Raw genomic sequence first — 17171 nt, forward strand, 5'->3', positions numbered from 1 at the left:
GTTGAACGCTGATTCGCTGAAGGCAGATGGTCTCGAAGAGCTAAAAATGCGTGCCGATAGAACCGTCAAGGCTTAGGCTGCAGTGAAGCGCCTTGAGGCGTTTGACAGGTCGTGCTCATATAACCGATGAGGCATCCTTTCTGCGCAGATCGCGTTTGAGCTTGAGCTGATCACGCATCCAGTCACTCGCATCATCTGATTCGCGCATCATGGTGGCAAATTTTTCAGGCGTGAGCTCCCGATTGCGTGGTTGGAAGTACTCACCATTTCCACGATCTGGAACGTTGTGAGGATGCCGGATCATTGAATTAAATCCATTCCCGTCGGAAGTCTGATGATGGACGAAAGGGTGGCACGCCTGCGCTGCCCCGGCCCGATGAGCACATACACAGAATCCTTGGTCTCAAAAAATCGGCATTCGCTGAAGGACTTCATTGGGGCAGTGCGGGCCCAGCCACCAATCGGGTACCTGCCAAGGGTGTCGTGCACCATGTCCAAGAATACGACCATCAGGGGGTACTGCCCCTTATCGGCCAGGCCGTCACGCACCTGATCGGGCACCTCCAGATCGAAGACAACCCATTCCTGAAACACACAGTACGGTTTCCCGGGAAACCTCTCGGCTAACTGTGCTGCAGCCTCCTCGGGAGAAGCATCCAGCCCTTCCATGGCCAGACCCGGGCCGCGCAGCATCTCTGCCAATATTTTCAGCTTGTCCATTTGCACCCTTAATGTTTGACCCGTCGGCTGAGATCCAGAGGTAGCTCTTCAGTGCTCTGCGGCACCAAGAAGTAGGCGCTACCAGTAGAGGTCAGTGCGACGGCGTAAGCGTCCTGATCAACGAACTCAACGATCACGGAGGTACGGATGCGCCGACCATTCTTGAAGCGGTTTTTCTGATCGAAGTAAACAATACCGGTCAGCATGAAACCCTCAACCTCAGGACAGAACAAAAACGCAGTTATCCCAATATTGAAATGCGCACGTCTGGCATCCGCGACTTGAATAGGCACCCGCCCTGCATCAGACATAGACGCTTTCGTCTTGATCCATCGAGGACACAAGGACGTAATGGTCACCTGATTATAAAAGGTAGGCACGGTTAACGGTCGTCGAGGGCGATGTCCGTGGTCACGTTGGCGTGGAAAAAACTTGCGCCGAGTCTGCCCAGCTCGGCTAGTTGACCTCCGAGCAAGCCGGCAATCCCCATCCAATTTATCGCTAAATGATGGGCTCGCTTCTGCCCATGTTATTGGGCTATATGGGACGGCGATTTACGTCGCTGCCACTCTCAGATCGGAAGCAAGTCATGGTGCACCGTGAAAATCACAGTGATCTGCCCCGGGGTTGGGGGTTGGAAAGGATTCAGGTACTACACACCTACACACTTCAGGGCGTTTTCGTCCGATAATGGTTTCGAATCCTGTCTCCCCGACGGGCGCTGTGAAAGAAGCCCGCCTTGTACGGGCTTTTTCGTGCCCGGTGTCCAGGACACAGCAGGGAAACAAAACCGAACAATCGATTCATTGACGGCTGGGAGTTGTCATTTAGCATAGCGCAACCTATAGTTTTTATAGATTAAGCCCTGATCAGGTCGCGCTTCCGAAACAGACCGCGCTCAGCTTGATTCGCCAGATCGCGGTCGTCGTGGTGACTGCGATTCAAAAGCAGAGATAAATTTATGTACCACTACGTTGAGAGCGGCTTGCCGAACGTGTGGCTGAGCAACGGCTACGTACTGAAGCAGACGTCATATGGCGAAGCCTTGGGCATTACTGATGTGCAAGGCCTGCACGACACGATAGGCAAGGCACTCGCAGAAAAACCGTCACCGCTGACAGGCGCCGAATTTCGGTTTCTGCGCAAGGAATTGGGCCTGTCCCAGGAGCGCTTGGGCGACATTGTCGGGCTCACCAGCCAAGCGGTGGCTATCTGGGAAAAAACCGGCAAAATTCCAACCGTGAGTGATCGCTATTTGCGAGGTTTGTATTTGGAGGCGAAGACAGGGGAAGCCGACCTCATGACCGCTATCAACAAGATCAACGACCTTGACCACCACCTTTATGAATTGAAGCTGGCGTATGAGGGCCGATGGCACAGCGAGGAACAACAATGCGCCTGAGGGCGCGCCTTCATTCGACGTAGCAGCTGCCGCAGGCTGCGTCAAAAGCCCCCGCCGCCGCCTCGAACCACCCACGCAAAGGACCCTGCCCATGCCCCACCTCCTCACCCTCTGCGGCAGCCTGCGCCAAGGTTCATCCAACCGCGCGCTGCTGCACGCCGCCGCGCAACTGGCACCCCCGGGCCTGCAACTCAAGCACTACGACGGCATCGGCAACTTGCCGTTGTTCAACCCCGACCTCAGCGACACGCCACCGCCTGCGGTGCAGGCCCTGCACGCAGCGGTGGACGCCGCCGACGGCCTGCTGATCGCCTGCCCCGAATACGCCCGCAGTATTCCTGGTGCCTTCAAGAACGCCCTGGACTGGCTGGTGGCCAGCCAGCAATGCCAATGCGCAAGTGGCTGAGGTGGTGGGGGCCGCGTTGCGGGCGTTCGAATTGGAGATTCTAAGAGGGCGAAATCGCGAGAACATTCCTGAACCCCTGTAGGAAACATCTCCTTCTTTGAAATCAGGCAGTCAGGCAGTTGTACGCATGGGATACGGCCCCTATCCTCCCCCGGTCCCGACTGATGCGGGATGAGGTTTGACGGCCTCCGAGAGCTATCAATTCAATACCATCACCGGTGCAGGCATACTATTGCCTGCCGCAAGCGTCATGGCAGCTGTGCGCGGGGCACTTTTAGTGCGCCGGAATTGATAGCTCCATCCGGTCCGTCAACCTGCGTTCAGTTGCCACCCATCGTTTGACGGCGATCGGTGGCGATCTCAATTATTTGGAGCGCCATATGAATCAAATCCCAACCTCGGTCGAAAGTTGTCCAGCCACCTTCGGGCGGAACCTGTCTGGGTCCGAGCTTTTCGTCGTACGTCCAGATATCGGAATAACAGACGCCCTCGAGCAGGTCGCCATTAACCTCGCCAATGCCTCTATCCTCTACGGCGAAACGCTGGATGCTGACCTGCCCACTTGCCGGGCGATGAATCAGGTCATCGCGCAATTGGTCGAGGCCAGCGGCGCCCTGGTGGATGCCTCGCTGGCCGGACTGAACGCCAGCTGACCCAACGCAATCCTGTAGCAGCGGCCGAAGGCCGCGTCATGCCCAACGCGGTGATCCGGGAATAGCGCGGCGCCTGTGACGCGGCCTCGTGGCCGCTGCTACGGGGAGATGGCGCGAACCTAGATGAACATTCACATCTGCTCACAAACCGTCACATAACTGCAATATTTCCTCCGCATGATCGCGCCATCAGCCCTTGCGCCGCGAGCCGACATGAATTCGAGCATCATCAAGAGCCACCAGGACTCGGACCTCTTCGGATTATTGTACGGCTACCGCTTCCGGCCTGGCGGCCCGGTGTGCGAGCTGGATTCGGCCGCCGTGTTGCAAACCCTGGGCGATGCCGAGCACAACGACGAATTCGTGTGGCTGCACCTGAACCTGGCCCACGCCGGCTGCGAACGCTGGATGCGCGCGCACCTGCAATTGCCCGATGATTTCTACGAATCGCTGCACGAGGGCTCGCGCTCCACGCGCATCGAGCACGTGGACGACACCCTGCTGGCGGTGGTCAACGACGTGGTGTTCAACTTCGGCATGGTCTCGTCCGACATCTCCACCCTGTGGCTGTGCGCCAACGACCGGGTGCTGGTCAGCGCGCGCCTGCAGCCGCTGCACTCGGTGGACAAGCTGCGTTCGTCGGTGAAGCGCGGCGAGCGTTTCCGCTCGCCCATGGAGCTGCTGGTGCACCTGTTCCGCGACCAGGCCGAGGTGCTGACGCAAATTGTGCGCAAGACCAGCATGAGCGTCGACAACATCGAAGACCAACTGCTGTCCCTGCGCCTGAGCAACAACCGCGCCGAACTGGGCAGCATGCGCCGGGTGCTGGTGCGCCTGCAACGCCTGCTGGCCCTGGAGCCCGGCTCGCTGCTGCGCCTGTTGAACCGCCCGCCCGCCTGGTTGCAGGAAGACGACGTGCAGGAGCTGCGCCAGGCCACCGAGGAGTTCGCCCTGGTGCTCAGCGACCTCACGGCCCTGGGCGAGCGCATCAAGCTGCTGCAGGAAGAAATCGCCGCCAACCTCAACGAACAAAGCAACCGCACGCTGTTCACCCTGACGGTGGTGACGGTGCTGGCCCTGCCCATCAATATCATCGCCGGCTTCTTCGGCATGAACGTGGGCGGCATCCCGCTGGCCAGCGACCCGGAAGGTTTCTGGATCCTGGTGGCGCTGGTGGCCACCTTCACCCTGCTGGCCGGGCGCTGGGCGTTCCGCAAGCGTACCGACTACTGACCCATACCTGACGCCAGCCTGTCACATTTTGCAACGATTATAGGAATTCCCTTCCTCAATCGAGTTGCCTGACATGGCTACGCCAACCCTGGCTTCTTCATCCCCCAGCAGTACCCAAGCGCGCCCGCAGTTTGACCGCAAGCCAGGGCGCGCCACCCTTATCGGCTTCTTCATCGTGCTGGCCGTCGGGCTGATCTACAGCACCTGGAGCCTGGTGAGCGACGTGGACGAGATGGGCACCATCGTCACCACCTGGACGCCGTTCATCCTGCTGGGCGTGGCCCTGCTGATCGCCCTTGGCTTCGAGTTCGTCAACGGTTTCCATGACACCGCCAACGCAGTGGCCACGGTGATCTACACCCATTCGCTGCCGCCGCAGTTCGCGGTGGTGTGGTCGGGCATGTTCAACTTCCTCGGCGTGCTGACCTCCAGCGGCGCCGTGGCGTTCGGCATCATCGCCCTGCTGCCGGTGGAGCTGATTCTGCAGGTGGGCTCGTCCGCCGGTTTCTCGATGATCTTCGCGCTGCTGCTGGCGGCCATCATCTGGAACCTGGGCACCTGGTGGCTGGGCCTGCCGGCCTCCTCGTCGCACACCCTGATTGGCTCGATCATCGGCGTGGGCGTGGCCAACGCACTGATGCACGGCCGCGACGGCACCAGCGGCGTGGACTGGAGCCAGGCGCTGAAAATCGGCTATTCGCTGCTGTTGTCGCCGCTGCTGGGCTTCGCCTTCGCCGCGCTGCTGTTGATGGCCCTGCGCCTGTTCGTGAAAAACCGCGCCCTGTACAAGGCGCCGGTCAGCGATGCGCCACCGCCATGGTGGATTCGCGGCCTGCTGATTCTGACCTGCACCGGCGTGTCCTTCGCCCACGGCTCCAACGACGGCCAGAAAGGCATGGGCTTGATCATGCTGATCCTGGTGGGCACCCTGCCCATGGCCTACGCGCTGAACCGCGCCATGCCGGCCGACCAGTCGGTGCAGTTCGCCGCCGTGGCCCAGGTCACCCAGCAAGCACTGGTGAAGGCTGCGCCGACGCCCGTCACCGGTGACCCACGGGCGATCCTCACCGACTACATTCGCAACAAGCAACCCACTCCCGAGCTGGTACCGGCCCTGGCCGCCATCGCCGGGCTGATCGGCAACGAGGTCAACGCCTATGGCAGCCTGACCGCCATCCCCGCCGCCGCGGTGGGCAACGTGCGTAACGACATGTACCTGACCTCCGAAGCCATTCGCCTGATGGACAAGGACAAGGTCGGCCAGTTCGACGCCGACACCCAGGCCAAGGTCTCGCAATTCAAGCAGCAGATCGACAGTTCCACCCGCTTCATTCCGCTGTGGGTGAAAGTGGCCGTGGCCATCGCCTTGGGGTTGGGCACCATGGTGGGCTGGAAGCGCATCGTGGTGACCGTCGGTGAGAAGATCGGCAAGAACCACCTGACCTACGCCCAGGGCGCCAGCGCTGAAGTGGTGGCCATGCTGACCATCGGCGCGGCGGACATGTACGGGCTGCCGGTGTCCACCACCCACGTGCTGTCATCGGGCGTGGCCGGGGCCATGGTGGCCAACGGTTCAGGGCTGCAGATGCGCACCATCCGCAACCTGGTGATGGCCTGGGTGCTGACGCTGCCGGCGGCCATCCTGCTGTCGGGGGCGTTGTACTGGGTGTTCAATTCGGTGTTCTGACCAACGCGCCCGTAGCAGCGGCCAAAGGCCGCGTCCCAGGCACCGCGATCCGCCAGGGACGCAGCCTTCGGCAGCTGCTACGGGAAGTCCAGCGTCAAACGGCTCTCGAAGCTGCGTTCCTCACCCGTCAACGGGTCCTTGAAGCGCAGGCTCTGCGCCAGCAGCTTCAACGGTTTCGCGTAATCATCCGGCTCGCCCTGCCCGCACACCTGCGGGTAGAACGGGTCGTTGCACAGGCTGGCGCCCAGCGCCGTCATGTGCACCCGCAACTGGTGGGTCTTGCCGGTGATGGGGTACAGGATGTAGCGCCACAAGTCCCCCTGCTTTTCCCCCACTTCCACCAGCGTCTCGCTGTTGGGCACGCCGTCCACTTCCTGCATGCGGAAGAACGGTTCGCCATGCACCATGCGGCTCTTGTGCACCCGCGGAAAGCTCAGGTGCGGCAACGCCGGCGCGATGGCCTGGTAGCGCTTGTCGATCTGCCGGTTGGGGAACAGCGACTGGTACGCCGAGCGGCTCTCGGGGTTGGCGGAGAACAGCACCAGGCCAGCGGTGTGGCGGTCGATTCGGTGCAGCGGCACCAGGTGCGGGTTATCCAGGCGGCGGATCAGCCGGCGCAGCAACGTGTGCTCCACGTATTCACCCGTGGGCGTCACCGGCAGGAAATGCGGTTTGTCGGCCACCACCAGATGTTCGTCCATGTGCAGGATGTGTTCCTGGGCGGCGATGGGTTTCTCGTTCGGCACTTCACGGAAGTAGTGAATGCGCAGGCCCTGCTTGTAGGGCAGGTCGACGGCTATAGGCTGCCCGTTGGCATCCAGTACCTTGCCCCGGGCAATGCGGTCCAGCCACTGGCCACGGTCAATGGCCTTGAAATGGTCGCACAGGCAGTCCAGCACGGTGGTCCACGGGCCAGGCGGCAGGCTGAGCGTGCTGGCCTGGTGGTGGGCAGCGTTGAAGGCAGGTTCGGACATTGGCAGGGCTCTGGGTTATTGCAGCCCGGTATTATCCCCCAGCGCCGCGCCCGCTGTCATTGCGCGTGCGCCTGGCGCGCCGCGTCGGTGAATTCCTTGAGCCAGCGCAGCACCTGCACCGGTTCCCAGCGCGTGGGGTCGTACAGGGCGTATAACAGACCTTCGTAGCCCACTACATCCAGCGGGCGATGATAGCCGGCACGCTGGAACAGCGCTTCAATCTCGGCGAAGCAGGTGTTGAAGTGCAATTTGTTGAAGGGCGTCTTGCCTTCGGTCATCAGGCCATCGAGGCGCAGTTCCAGCACCGCCTCCTGAACCACTTCAGGGCTCATGCGGTTGACGCTGTATTTCAGTTGTTCGACATTGACCACGCAGGCAATCCTCTGACTTCGTTGCTCAGGGCGCCCGGGGGCACCCTGTTGTGTGCACTTCCATGAACACTGTATTTATATACAGCATAAGGACCGCTGCCCTCTGCGTCAATGCGCAGATGATCGGTGGCGCCTCAGACAATCCCCGGCAGGTAGCCGGTGCCCTTGCGGATAGTCAGCACTTCGCGGCGCGGCGGTTTTTCGCTGACAGCCAGGTGCACCCAACGGTCGAACTCCAGTATCAGCTGGTCGAACACCAGGCCACTGTCGGCAATCAGCTCCACCGTCTGCCGGGGCGCCAGGCCCACCACCGTGAAGTCCGCGGCCAGGCCGCGCAGGTGCGCACTGGTGGGCGAACCGCCGATCAGGGCGTTCAAGGCCGGGCCACGGTAGCCACTACTGATCAGCAGCGGCGCATCCACCAGCGCGCGAATGGCTTCGAGCAGCTGGCACAGGCGGCGCAGGTTGGCGATGACGGCCGCGTCGGGGGTATTGTCGATGCCGGCCTTGGCGGCCGAGGGGGAGGCAATCAGTTCTGCCAGGGTAAAGTTGTCGCTCAGGTTCATGCTGTCGCTCCTTGACGTGCAGGCGGGTACGCCGGCCATTGTCCGGGGCCGGCGCGGGTCCGTGCATTTATCTATTTAGGCAAGGCGGCGGGGCAGCGGGAAAACGTGCGCACGCTCAGCGAACGAAGGCGACGACCTGATCGATATTGAACGGCCAGCGCAGCTCGGCGCCGGTGTCGGTGCGCCGTAACACAGGGATGTACAGCGAATAGCTGTCGAACAGCGAGGGGTGTTCGGCGATATCGATCAATTCCACCTGCAACCCATGCTCTACCAGCGGCATGAGCTCGGCCTCGGCCAACTCGCACAGATGACAGGCCGCAGTTCCAAGCAGTTGGCATTCAGCAGGCATGGCACTTACCGGGCAATAGGGGGGGGGTTGGCCCTATTCTAGAACCTACAGAATAAACCGCCAACGCCGGCTGGCGGCCACCACCAGTGGTGCCGCGGCCAGGGTCAGCAGTGCCACCACCAGCGCCATGAGGCTGCCGTACACCAGCCCCAGCGCCATCGCCGCGAACATGAACAGCGGGTGGGTGAAATACACCGCGGCCGACAACCGCCCTACCCGGTCACCCTGGCCGGCACGTGGGTAGCGCAAAGGCAACAGCATCAAGGCCGGGGCCACCAGCGGCAGCGTGAACATGAAATCGAAATTGATGACCCGGTCCGGCGCGTGGCTGAAGTTGAACCACGACTCGGCCAGCATCAACACCACCGCCACCGCCAGCCACGCCCACAAAAGCCCCGGGGCAAGCCGCGTCGGCACCTGGTGGCGGGCCAGCAGGAAGCCCGCCGCCACGAACGGAAAGCCCATGAACAGGAAGTTGCGCGCTGCGTAGTCGTTCTGGTTGAAATGCTGCAGGAACGCTTCGGGTATCTGCACGTAGGCCCGCGCGTATTGCAGCGCCAGGCCGGTGGCAAAGGCAACAAGCGCCAGTGCGGCGACCTGCCAGGTGCGGCGCCCACGCACGGCGTACAGCAACAGGCCGCCACCGATCATGCCCAGCAGGTACCACAGGTGGAAGAAGCCGATCAGCCATTGCTTGACCGCCAGCAGCACCGCGCCCAGGCCTGAGCCCACAAGGTAGAACGGGCTGTAGACCAGCATCCAGAACACATACAGCAGGACAATCCGCCCCAGCCACCGGCGCATGCCGGCGGCGCTTTGCAGGGCTTGCCCAAGAAAATAGCCGTTGATCAGGAAGAACACCGGCACGGCTATGCGCAACAAGCCGTTGCACAACAGGTAGCCTGCGAAGCTGTCGTTGCCGCCCAGCACCTTGCAGTGCATGGCCACCACCATCAGTGCCAGCAGCAGCTTGAGCCTGTCCAGGTTTGCGTTGACGATCTTGCTCATCCCTAAGCGCTCTGCGTGGCGGAATCGGAACAACCCGAACGTCTCCTGCCAACGCGGCGCGACCGGGCAGCGGAAACAGCCACCATCTTAGCGGTGGTGGCTATTTGCCGTCGAGGCTAGAGAATGAAACGCCAGCGCTGGTTCATGGCAATCAGCAGCGGTGCCGCCGCCACAGCCGCAAGCGTCACCAGCAACACCATCAGGTTGCCGTACACCACCCCTGCCCCCAGTGCCGCCCACAGTATCAGCGGGTGGACGAAATACACCGCCGAGGACATCTGCCCCACATAGGCACTCTGGGTTGGCCGGTCATACACCAGCACCAGCATGAACAGCGCCGGCGCCACCAGCGGCATGGAGGCCAGCAGGTCGAAGTTGAACACGTGCACCGGGTCGTTGCGGTAGTTGAGCTCGGACTCAACCAGCATCAGCAGCATGGCCGCCAGTAACCAGCCCCACACCACCGCGCGCTTGAGGTGCAGGTGCAGCGGGTGGCGCGCCAGCAGGTAACCCATGGCCATGAACGGGAACGCCATGAACAGGAAATTGCGCGCGGTGTAGTCGTTCTGGTTGAAGTGCTGCAGGAACTCGTTGGGGATATGCACATACACCCGGGTGTACTGCAGCGCCACGCCGATGCCGAAGGTGACCAGCGCAGCGGTCGCCAGGGTGGCGGTGGAGCGCGCGTGCAGCACGAAGAGGATGGCCCCGGCGCCGATCATCCCCACCAGGTACCACAGGTGGAAGAAGCCGATGACCCACTGCTTGATGGCCGCCAGCATGTCGGCGAAACCCAGCCCCGTGAGGTACAGCGGGCTGTAGATGACCATCCAGAAGATGTACAGCAGGGTCACGCGCCACAGCCATTGGCGCATCACGCTCCAGGTCATGGGCGCCTGGCCCAGGAAGTAGCCGTTGATGATGAAGAATACCGGCACTACTACCCGAAACACCCCGTTGCACAACAGGTACCCGGCCATGGTTTCATTGCCGCCGAGTATCTTGCAGTGCACCGCGACCACGATGATCGCCAGTGTGAATTTGAGCCAGTTGAGGTTTGCATTGACTGTTTTTGTTGTTGTTTTGCCCATGTGATTCCACCTGACCAGAAAGCCAAGCCCCGTGACGACCAAGCGTCACACCGTGTCGTACTCCCTGCGTGCCGGTGCCTTGCGAAAACGCTGGTTGCACCACGCCGTGGCGCGGTCCAGCAGCGGTTTCTCGAACACGCGGTACGCCACCGCCCCATAGCACAACGTGGCTGCCAACATCAGCAGCACAAACGCCAGGTTGTCCCACAGACTGTCCGGGGTCGCGCCCACCAGGCGCCACACCTGCCCCATCACGCCCAGCACCAGCAGGTGCGAGAGGTAGACGGTGTAGGAGATGTCACCTATATGCGTGAGCCAATGCGGCACCGAAATCAATTTTCGCCGTTCCAGCAACACCAACGACAAGGTCAGCGCGCTGAACACCAGGGCCACCACCAGCATGCGTGGCAGGCCCACCGTCTTGTACAGGCCCAGGCTGGCGACCAGCGGCAGGCCCAGCAGCACCGCGGCCAACAACATCAGCCACACCGCCCCGGTGGACAGCGCAGCGCTGCGCGGGGAGTAGAAGTAGCGGGCGATGGCGCAGCCGGCGATGAATTCCAGCGCGTAGGGGTGCAGCATGATCCGCAGCGCCGGGGAATAATCCTGCCAGTCCTGCAGCAGGTTGAAGGTCACCAGCACCAGCGCCCAGGCCGCCAGCAGCCAGGGTAGCCACTGTTCGCGCAGGAACAGCAGCACGGCGAATACCATGTAGAACCACAGCTCGAACACCAGCGACCAGGCCACCATCACCAGCAGCACTTTGTCGCTGGGCAGCAGCAGGAAGGACATCCCCAGGTTGGAGTCGCCATGGCTGGAGTTGACCATCGCCGGGGCCACCAGGTAGATGCCCAGGGTAATGAGGTAGTAGAACCAGTAATTGGGGTAGATGCGCGAAAGGCGGTTGAAGACGAAACGCTGGCCCTGCACCCAGTCCTGGTGGCGGCCGCGGGTGACGATGACCATCACGAAACCGCTGATGACGAAGAACAGGTCGACGCCCAGCTGGAAGAAATCCACCATGGCGGGCAGCAACAGGTCGCCACCACTGTATTTGGCCTCGACCGCAGCCATGTGGAACAGCACCACGCCGACGACGGCAACGCCCCTCATACCCTGCAACGAAAACAGGCGCTCCATACTCCTTGCCCCCCGTGCTCACCCCATGGCCTGCGTATGGCCCGGCGTAGACGCCACCGGGCAATTGCATCCTATGCTGAACATCGTCGCAAGAAAACCATTGGTTTATGGCGTCAAACTGCCATCACCAAAGCCCACACCCCCGTAGCAGCGGCCACAGGCCGCGTCCGAAAACGCCGCATCAATCATGGTTCACCGCGCCGATCTTGTGCAGCGACAGGTCGGCACCGTAATACTCCTGCTCCTGGCTCAGGCGAATGCCCACCACCGCCTTGAGCAGGCCATACACCGCAAAGCCCCCCACCAGCGCCACCACCACCCCGGCCAGGCTGCCCAGCACCTGCACGGCCAGGCTCACACCGCCCATGCCACCCAACGCCTGCTGGCCGAAGATGCCGCAAGCCACGCCGCCCCACACGCCACAGATGCCGTGCAGCGGCCATACGCCCAGCACGTCATCGATCTTCCATTTGCCCTGGGCGGCAATGAAGCAACCCACGAACAGCGCGCCGGCGATGGCACCGGTGGCCAAGGCCCCGATGGGGTGCATCAGGTCGGAGCCGGCGCACACCGCCACCAGCCCGGCCAGCGGGCCGTTGTGCAGGAAGCCGGGGTCGTTGCGGCCGACGATGAGCGCGGCGATGGTGCCGCCGACCATGGCCATCAGCGAGTTGATGGCCACCAGGCCACTCATGCCCGCCACGCTCTGGGCGCTCATGACGTTGAAGCCGAACCAGCCGACAATCAGAATCCACGAGCCCAGCGCCAGGAACGGAATGTTCGACGGTGCAAAGGCCACTACGCGGCCATCGCGGTAACGCCCCTGCCGCGGCCCCAGCAACAGCACCGCCGCCAGCGCCAGCCAGCCGCCCATGGCATGCACCACCACCGAACCTGCGAAGTCATGGAAGGTCGCGCCAAAATGCGCCAGCAGCCAAGGCTGCACACCGAAGTTGCCGTTCCAGGCAATGCCTTCGAAGAACGGGTACACAAAGGCCACGATCAGCGTGGTGGCGCACAACTGCGGCACGAACCGCGCGCGCTCGGCAATGCCGCCGGAGATGATCGCTGGAATGGCTGCGGCGAAGGTCAGCAGGAAGAAGAATTTCACCAGGGCATAGCCGTGGTCGGCGCTCAACTCGCTGGCAGGCGCTATGAAGGTGACGCCATAGGCGATCCAGTAGCCTATAAAGAAGTAGGCCAGGGTGGACACGGCAAAGTCGCTGAGAATTTTCGACAGCGCGTTCACCTGGTTCTTCTGGCGTACCGTGCCGACTTCCAGGAACGCGAAGCCGGCATGCATGGCCAGGACCATGACAGCGCCCATCAGCAGGAACAGGGTATTGGAGCCGTGAATCAGTGTTTGCACGGCGCTTTGCAGATTATCCATCGAGAGGGCAGACCTGAAGACAGGAAAAACAGCACCAAAGCAGGTCGACCGACGAGTCATTGCACCAATATGGGACAGGCAATGCGCTCTTTATTCGACTGCGTGGTAATTTTTCCTCGGGTTTATTTCGTTTGGGTTAAGGTTTATTTCCACCGCAGGCTCTGGCGCGCCGATCTGGCGCACGGGCCTGCTGTTATGCACCAACGAAAAGCAAAAGCTGTACCAGGCAAACGTGAAGGAACCTTCAGAAAGCCCGGGCACTCGAAACACCAGACGCCAACTAATGGAGAGCACCATGGCCCGCACCACGGCAAAGACTGCACAAGACGTACTGATGGCTGATTTTCAGACGTTGGTGCGCGACACCGAGAAGCTGCTGGACCACACCAAGACCCTGGCCGGCGACCAGGCTGATGAGCTGCGCGAGCAGATCCACGACAGCCTGCTGCGCGCCCGGGAAACCTTGAAGGCCACCGAGCAGACCCTGCGCCTGAAAGGCGAACTGGCCGTGGCCAAGACCGAGGCCTACGTGCAGGAAAACCCCTGGCAGTCCATCGGCATCGCCGCCGGCGTGGGCTTCCTGGTCGGCCTGCTGGCCACAAGGCGCTAACCCATGGCTTTGGACATGGACTCGAAATCGACAGCCGCCGGGCCGTCGTCGCGGCGCCTGGGCGCGGCCCTGCTGGGCCTGTTGCACAGCCATGTGGAACTGTTCGGCATCGAATTGCAGGAGCAGAAATCGCGCACCGTGAGCCTACTGCTGTTCGCCGGGTTGGCGCTGGTGTTCGCCCTGCTGGCACTAGTGGCGCTGTCCGGTTTGATCCTGATTCTGCTGTGGGACAACTACCGCATGCAGGGCATGATCGGGCTGGCGGTGTTCTACCTGCTGGCAGGGCTGTTCTGCGCCATGAAGTTGAAGGCGGCGATCTTCGATGAATCCTCGCCGTTCAGTGGCACCCTCGAAGAGCTGGCCAACGACCGGGAGCGCCTGTTGCCATGAGTGCACCGAACCTGCCGCAAAACCAGTCGCGTCGCGAAATGCGCAAGGCCTTGATCCGCTTGCGCATGGAAATGCACCGCCAGGAAATTCGTCACGAATCCGGCCAGTTGATCAACCCCTTGAACCGCCTGCGCGGTATGGGCCAGTCGGTCCAGGACGGGCTGGGCATCAAGCACGCCCCGTTATGGGGCCTGGCCGGGGTGGTGCTGTTGGGCTTCCTTACCGGCAAGGGCGCCAAGAGCGGCGGCACTGGCGGCCTGCCCCGCCTGGTGAAGCTGGGCACCAGCCTGCTGCCCCTGATCAAGCTGGCCCTGCAGCGCAAGGATTGAATTGCCATCATTTGGCTACATTCTTGCAAAGGCGCTAAGCCTTGCCCCGGTTTCGGCCGGGGCGCACAAGCAGCCATCTGAGGAGCCGCCGTGTTTGACGGGCAACCGCTCGCCTGGTTTCAACCTTTTATCGACACCGCCACCGGCCGCATCGCCGGCGTAGAGGCCTTGGGCCGCCTGCGCCAGGCCGACGGCCAAGTGCAATCGGTGGGGCCGCTGTTCGCTGACCCGCGCACGCTGCCCGCTGCCTTGCGCCGCCTGGATCGGCAGATCCGCGGCGACGCCTTGGGCCGCCTGCACGAAGCGCCGGACGACTGGTTCCTGAGCCTGAATATCTCGCCACGCTGGATCAGCCGCCTGCGCGACGACCAGCCCCTGCCCAGCCTGTTGCAATTGCAGCGGCATGGCGTGCCCCCCGAGCGCGTGGTGTTCGAGATCACTGAATTGGGCGGCGACAGCCGCCGCCTCAGCCAGGTAGTGCAGCGCTACCGCGAGGCGGGCGCGCGCATTGCCATCGACGACTTCGGCGCCGGCTACTCGCAGCTGGACCGGGTGCTGGCCCTGCAGCCGGACATCCTCAAGCTCGACATGCGCCTGTTCCAGGCTGCGGCCCGCGGCGGGCCCAGCAGCGAGGTGGTCAAGGCCCTGGCGCAGATGGCGGAAAAGACCGGCTGCTGGATCATCGCCGAAGGCGTGGAAACCGAAGCCGAGCTCAATTTCGCCCTGGAGTGCGGCTCGCGCTATGTGCAGGGCTACCTGTTCGCCCGCGCCGAAGCGGACTTTTTCCCCGCCGATGCCTTCGTCGCGCGTTTCGCCGCCCTGCGCGAACGTTATGTGCAGCAAAAGCTGGCAGAGCGCGCGCGGCTGATGAGCCTGCGCCTGCAACTGGGCGAACTGATGGCCATCCTCCACCCCTGGGCACAGGCCGGCGCCCCTGCCAGCGACCTGCCCCGCCTGGATGCCTACCCCTGGCTGCTGCGTTTTTACCAGTGTGACCGCCACGGCACCCAGCTCACCCCCAACATGGAATGGCGCCAGCACGGCTGGCACGCCGACCCCAGCTACCTGGGCCACAACTGGTCGTGGCGCCCCTACTTCTACCACTTGCTGGCAGAGGGCTGGGACGAGCGCCGGCTGATCCTGTCCAACACCTACCGCGACGCCACCAGCAACCAGTACTGCCTCACGGCGGGGCAGTTCTTTGACAACGGCCAGCGCTTGCTGCTGATTGATGTGGATGCGGCGTTCCTGGCTTGAGGCATCTGATGCCGTGACACCATAAAAACTTGCATCAACCCCGCCAAACACCGAAGCTCACCTAACCCGCTTTCAGGAGAAACAGCCTTGGATTGGCCCACCCTGCTCAACCGCGAACGCCTCGGCAAAATCCTCCACAGCCCTGAAGAACTGGGCCGCAGCCCGTTCCACAAGGACCACGACCGGGTCATCTTCTCCGGCGCCTTCCGCCGCCTGGGGCGCAAGACCCAGGTGCACCCGGTCACCAGCAACGACCACATCCACACCCGCCTCACCCATTCGCTGGAGGTCAGCTGCGTGGGCCGCTCGCTGGGCATGCGCGTCGGCGAGACCCTGCGCGAGCGCCTGCCCGCCTGGTGCGAGCCCAGCGACCTGGGCATGGTGGTGCAGTCGGCCTGCCTGGCCCATGACATCGGCAACCCGCCGTTCGGCCACTCCGGCGAGGACGCCATCCGCCACTGGTTCCAGCAGGCGGCCGGGCGCGGCTGGCTGGACGGCATGACCCCGGCGCAGCAGCAGGATTTCCTTAATTTCGAAGGCAACGCCCAGGGTTTCCGCGTGCTCACGCAACTGGAGTACCACCAGTTCGACGGTGGCATGCGCCTGACCTACGCCACCCTGGGCACCTACCTCAAATACCCCTGGACCGCGCGGCACGCCGACTCCCTGGGCTACAAGAAGCACAAGTTCGGCTGCTACCAGAGCGAGCTGCCGCTGCTGGAGCAGATCGCCCACAAACTGGGCCTGCCGCAGCTGGAAGAGCAACGTTGGGCGCGCCACCCGCTGGTGTACCTGATGGAGGCCGCCGATGACATCTGCTACGCGCTGATCGACCTGGAAGACGGCCTGGAGATGGAGCTGCTGGACTACGCCGAAGTGGAATCACTGCTGCTGGGCCTGGTGGGCGACGACCTGCCGGAAACCTACCGCCAGCTGGGCCGCGAGGACTCGCGTCGGCGCAAGCTGGCCATCCTGCGCGGCAAGGCCATCGAGCACCTGACCAACGCCGCCGCACGCGCCTTCGTCGAACAGCAGGACGCGCTGCTGGCCGGTACCCTTCCCGGTGACCTGGTGGAACACATGCACGGCCCGGCCAAACGCTGTGTGCTCAGCGCCAAGGACATGGCCCGCAAGAAGATCTTCCAGGACAAGCGCAAGACCCTGCAGGAAATCGGCGCCTACACCACTCTGGAAATTCTGCTCAATGCCCTGTGTGGCGCCGCACTTGAGCAGCATGGCGGCAAGACCCCATCGTTCAAGAACCGGCGCATCCTCGACCTGCTGGGTAACAGCGCGCCGGACCCGAGCGGCTCGCTGCACGGTTCGTTCATGCGCATGATCGACTTCATCGCGGGCATGACCGACAGCTATGCCAGCGAGATGGCGCGGGAGATGACCGGGCGCTCGGCGCCGCTTTAAGGGCGCGCTCGGCAGCTGCTACAGCGTTGCGCGGCCAAGGCCGGCTCCTACCACGCACGGCGCAGGTGGTTTCGTAGCAGCAACTGTCTTGTGGGAGCTGGCTTGCCAGCGAGCTTTTATGGCCCCAACAGCTCGCTGGAACCCCAGCTCCCACAAGATGTAGCAGCCAAGGC

General features: G+C 62.7%; 21 protein-coding genes. 10 read left to right on the forward strand and 11 right to left on the reverse strand.

All coding sequences use genetic code 11. From position 1 onward, the window contains the following. Positions 1-115: 115 nt before the first annotated feature. The 3 genes from AC0SZ7_RS20135 to AC0SZ7_RS20145 are packed head-to-tail and all read right to left on the reverse strand — an operon-like array spanning position 116 to position 1031. Positions 116-304 carry a hypothetical protein gene (locus tag AC0SZ7_RS20135; protein WP_475506036.1) on the reverse strand — a complete coding sequence of 63 codons (189 nt, stop codon included), beginning with the start codon at positions 302-304 and terminating at the stop codon, positions 116-118. Beyond that, a complete protein-coding gene (locus tag AC0SZ7_RS20140; protein ID WP_475506037.1) occupies positions 301-720 on the reverse strand; it encodes a DUF6957 family protein in 420 nt (139 codons plus the stop codon). Before AC0SZ7_RS20140 ends, AC0SZ7_RS20135 begins: the two co-directional genes overlap by 4 nt. A gap of 8 nt (positions 721-728) precedes the next feature. Then, on the reverse strand, positions 729-1031 hold the full coding sequence (locus tag AC0SZ7_RS20145; RefSeq protein ID WP_475506038.1) for a hypothetical protein: 303 nt from the start codon (positions 1029-1031) through the stop codon (positions 729-731). Positions 1032-1681: 650 nt separating this feature from the next. On the opposite strand from AC0SZ7_RS20145, the gene AC0SZ7_RS20150 reads away from it, so the two are divergent. The 5 genes from AC0SZ7_RS20150 (at position 1682) to AC0SZ7_RS20170 (ending at position 6101) form a co-directional block, all read left to right on the forward strand. Then, positions 1682-2122 carry a helix-turn-helix domain-containing protein gene (locus AC0SZ7_RS20150; RefSeq protein ID WP_475506039.1) on the forward strand — a complete coding sequence of 147 codons (441 nt, stop codon included), beginning with the start codon at positions 1682-1684 and terminating at the stop codon, positions 2120-2122. Between the two features lie 91 nt (positions 2123-2213). Then, positions 2214-2528: an NADPH-dependent FMN reductase gene (locus tag AC0SZ7_RS20155; RefSeq protein WP_475506040.1), complete on the forward strand. Its 315-nt coding sequence runs from the start codon at positions 2214-2216 to the stop codon at positions 2526-2528. 380 nt (positions 2529-2908) lie between these two features. Next, positions 2909-3181 carry a hypothetical protein gene (locus AC0SZ7_RS20160; protein WP_475506041.1) on the forward strand — a complete coding sequence of 91 codons (273 nt, stop codon included), beginning with the start codon at positions 2909-2911 and terminating at the stop codon, positions 3179-3181. Positions 3182-3394: 213 nt separating this feature from the next. After that, positions 3395-4414, forward strand: coding sequence for a transporter (locus AC0SZ7_RS20165; protein ID WP_475506042.1), 1020 nt, complete (start codon positions 3395-3397; stop codon positions 4412-4414). Between the two features lie 73 nt (positions 4415-4487). Then, positions 4488-6101: an inorganic phosphate transporter gene (locus AC0SZ7_RS20170; protein WP_475506043.1), complete on the forward strand. Its 1614-nt coding sequence runs from the start codon at positions 4488-4490 to the stop codon at positions 6099-6101. A gap of 77 nt (positions 6102-6178) precedes the next feature. Here AC0SZ7_RS20170 and AC0SZ7_RS20175 read toward each other — a convergent pair whose 3' ends face one another. The 8 genes from AC0SZ7_RS20175 to AC0SZ7_RS20210 form a co-directional block, all read right to left on the reverse strand. Beyond that, complete coding sequence (locus AC0SZ7_RS20175; protein WP_475506044.1) at positions 6179-7075, reverse strand: pseudouridine synthase; 897 nt, start codon at positions 7073-7075, stop codon at positions 6179-6181. Between the two features lie 56 nt (positions 7076-7131). After that, positions 7132-7446 carry a transcriptional regulator gene (locus AC0SZ7_RS20180; RefSeq protein ID WP_475506045.1) on the reverse strand — a complete coding sequence of 105 codons (315 nt, stop codon included), beginning with the start codon at positions 7444-7446 and terminating at the stop codon, positions 7132-7134. Between the two features lie 134 nt (positions 7447-7580). After that, a complete protein-coding gene (locus tag AC0SZ7_RS20185; RefSeq protein WP_475506046.1) occupies positions 7581-8012 on the reverse strand; it encodes a D-Ala-D-Ala carboxypeptidase family metallohydrolase in 432 nt (143 codons plus the stop codon). Between the two features lie 115 nt (positions 8013-8127). After that, positions 8128-8364 carry a glutaredoxin family protein gene (locus tag AC0SZ7_RS20190; protein WP_475506047.1) on the reverse strand — a complete coding sequence of 79 codons (237 nt, stop codon included), beginning with the start codon at positions 8362-8364 and terminating at the stop codon, positions 8128-8130. Between the two features lie 45 nt (positions 8365-8409). Continuing rightward, positions 8410-9372 carry an acyltransferase family protein gene (locus tag AC0SZ7_RS20195; RefSeq protein WP_475506048.1) on the reverse strand — a complete coding sequence of 321 codons (963 nt, stop codon included), beginning with the start codon at positions 9370-9372 and terminating at the stop codon, positions 8410-8412. Positions 9373-9488: 116 nt separating this feature from the next. Then, complete coding sequence (locus tag AC0SZ7_RS20200; protein ID WP_475506049.1) at positions 9489-10463, reverse strand: acyltransferase family protein; 975 nt, start codon at positions 10461-10463, stop codon at positions 9489-9491. A 45-nt stretch (positions 10464-10508) separates the two neighbouring features. Next, positions 10509-11603: an acyltransferase family protein gene (locus tag AC0SZ7_RS20205; RefSeq protein WP_475506050.1), complete on the reverse strand. Its 1095-nt coding sequence runs from the start codon at positions 11601-11603 to the stop codon at positions 10509-10511. Positions 11604-11784: 181 nt separating this feature from the next. Further along, positions 11785-12993, reverse strand: a complete 1209-nt coding sequence (locus AC0SZ7_RS20210; RefSeq protein ID WP_473006008.1) for an ammonium transporter — start codon at positions 12991-12993, stop codon at positions 11785-11787. Between the two features lie 295 nt (positions 12994-13288). Between AC0SZ7_RS20210 and AC0SZ7_RS20215 the strand changes: the two genes are divergently transcribed. The 5 genes from AC0SZ7_RS20215 to AC0SZ7_RS20235 all read left to right on the forward strand — a co-directional run bounded on the left by AC0SZ7_RS20215 (position 13289) and on the right by AC0SZ7_RS20235 (position 16998). After that, a complete protein-coding gene (locus AC0SZ7_RS20215; RefSeq protein ID WP_416423385.1) occupies positions 13289-13603 on the forward strand; it encodes an ElaB/YgaM/YqjD family protein in 315 nt (104 codons plus the stop codon). Between the two features lie 3 nt (positions 13604-13606). Beyond that, positions 13607-13993 (forward strand): phage holin family protein, encoded by a 387-nt coding sequence (locus tag AC0SZ7_RS20220; protein ID WP_475506051.1) that lies wholly within the window; start codon positions 13607-13609, stop codon positions 13991-13993. Further along, on the forward strand, positions 13990-14322 hold the full coding sequence (locus tag AC0SZ7_RS20225) for a hypothetical protein (protein WP_475506052.1): 333 nt from the start codon (positions 13990-13992) through the stop codon (positions 14320-14322). The genes AC0SZ7_RS20220 and AC0SZ7_RS20225 overlap by 4 nt, the downstream gene beginning before the upstream one ends. A gap of 90 nt (positions 14323-14412) precedes the next feature. Next, positions 14413-15579 (forward strand): EAL domain-containing protein, encoded by a 1167-nt coding sequence (locus AC0SZ7_RS20230; protein WP_475506053.1) that lies wholly within the window; start codon positions 14413-14415, stop codon positions 15577-15579. 87 nt (positions 15580-15666) lie between these two features. Then, on the forward strand, positions 15667-16998 hold the full coding sequence (locus AC0SZ7_RS20235; protein WP_475506054.1) for a deoxyguanosinetriphosphate triphosphohydrolase: 1332 nt from the start codon (positions 15667-15669) through the stop codon (positions 16996-16998). Positions 16999-17171: the final 173 nt, after the last annotated feature.

It is taken from the genome of Pseudomonas sp. JC1203, from assembly GCF_056175065.1.